Source organism: Arthrobacter sp. Hiyo1 (assembly GCF_001263615.2).
In the GTDB taxonomy this organism is placed as follows: Bacteria; Actinomycetota; Actinomycetes; order Actinomycetales; family Micrococcaceae; genus Arthrobacter.
Map to the genome: position 1 here is coordinate 16,176 of NZ_DF952471.1, position 1,035 is coordinate 17,210.

The window sequence follows — 1,035 nt, forward strand, 5'->3', positions numbered from 1 at the left end:
TGGCGTAGATGACAACGCGACGCCGATCGCACCAGCGAGCGCGGCCGCGGACACGGCGGCACCGGACGCGCCGAACACCACAATGGCCAGGACTGCCGCGGCACTCGCACCGTAACTGATGCCGATGACGTCGGGGCTGGCAAGGGGGTTGCGGAGCATGGTCTGGAAGAGCCCGCCCGAGAGGCCGAACGCCAGACCAATCAGGATTGCCAGCACGGCCCGCGGCAGTTTGTTTTCCATGACGATGAAGCTTGCGCCCGGGATCTTCTCCCCGCCCGTCAAGTGGGCAGTGAGGATCCTGAAGAAATCGGGGATGGTGACCGTGTAGCTGCCAAGGAGCACAGTCACCGCAAAGAGGACCATGACGCCGGTGCCCAGGAGTGCGGTCCTGCTGCGGAGGTTCACAGCGACGCCCCCTTGCCCCGGCGGACGAGCCACACGAAGACGGGGGCACCGAGGATGGCCGTCATGATGCCCGCGGGAACTTCGCCCGGCAGCAGCACTACCCGGCCGATCACGTCCGAAACCAGGAGGAGTGCCGGCGCGAGAACCATGGAGAACGGCAGGATCCAGCGGTAGTCCGGACCCGTAAAGAAACGCACGGCATGTGGAACCACGAGTCCGACGAATCCGATGGGACCAGCCAACGCCGTGGCCGATCCGCAGAGCAGCACGATTCCAAGCGCGGTGACGCCCCTGGCCAGGGTCACATTCTGGCCGAGCCCGCGGGCAACGTCATCGCCGAGGGCCAGGCTGTTGAGGATCCGCCCGCTGCCCAGCACGATCAACGCGCCAATCAGCAGGAAGGGCAATCCGGTCAACACCACGGACCAGTCGCTGCCGGCAATTCCACCCACCTGCCAGAAACGGAAGCGGTCCAGGGTGTCCTGGCTCGAAACCAGGATGACGTTCATTATCGAGTAAAGCCCCGCACTCAGCGCCGCCCCTGCCAAAGCGAGCATCACCGGCGTCGCACCGTCACGCCCGATCGACGCAATCAGATAGACGACGACGGCGGCCGCCGCGGCACCGACG

At 65.9% G+C, this 1,035-nt stretch carries 2 protein-coding genes; both read right to left on the reverse strand.

Annotated features, from left to right (window positions below; all coding sequences use genetic code 11):
• The coding region (locus AHiyo1_RS11705) for an iron chelate uptake ABC transporter family permease subunit (RefSeq protein ID WP_148667563.1) at nucleotides 1-363 on the reverse strand (363 nt) is incomplete at its 3' end.
• A 38-nt stretch (nucleotides 364-401) separates the two neighbouring features.
• The coding region (locus AHiyo1_RS11710; RefSeq protein WP_148667562.1) for a FecCD family ABC transporter permease at nucleotides 402-1,035 on the reverse strand (634 nt) is incomplete at its 5' end.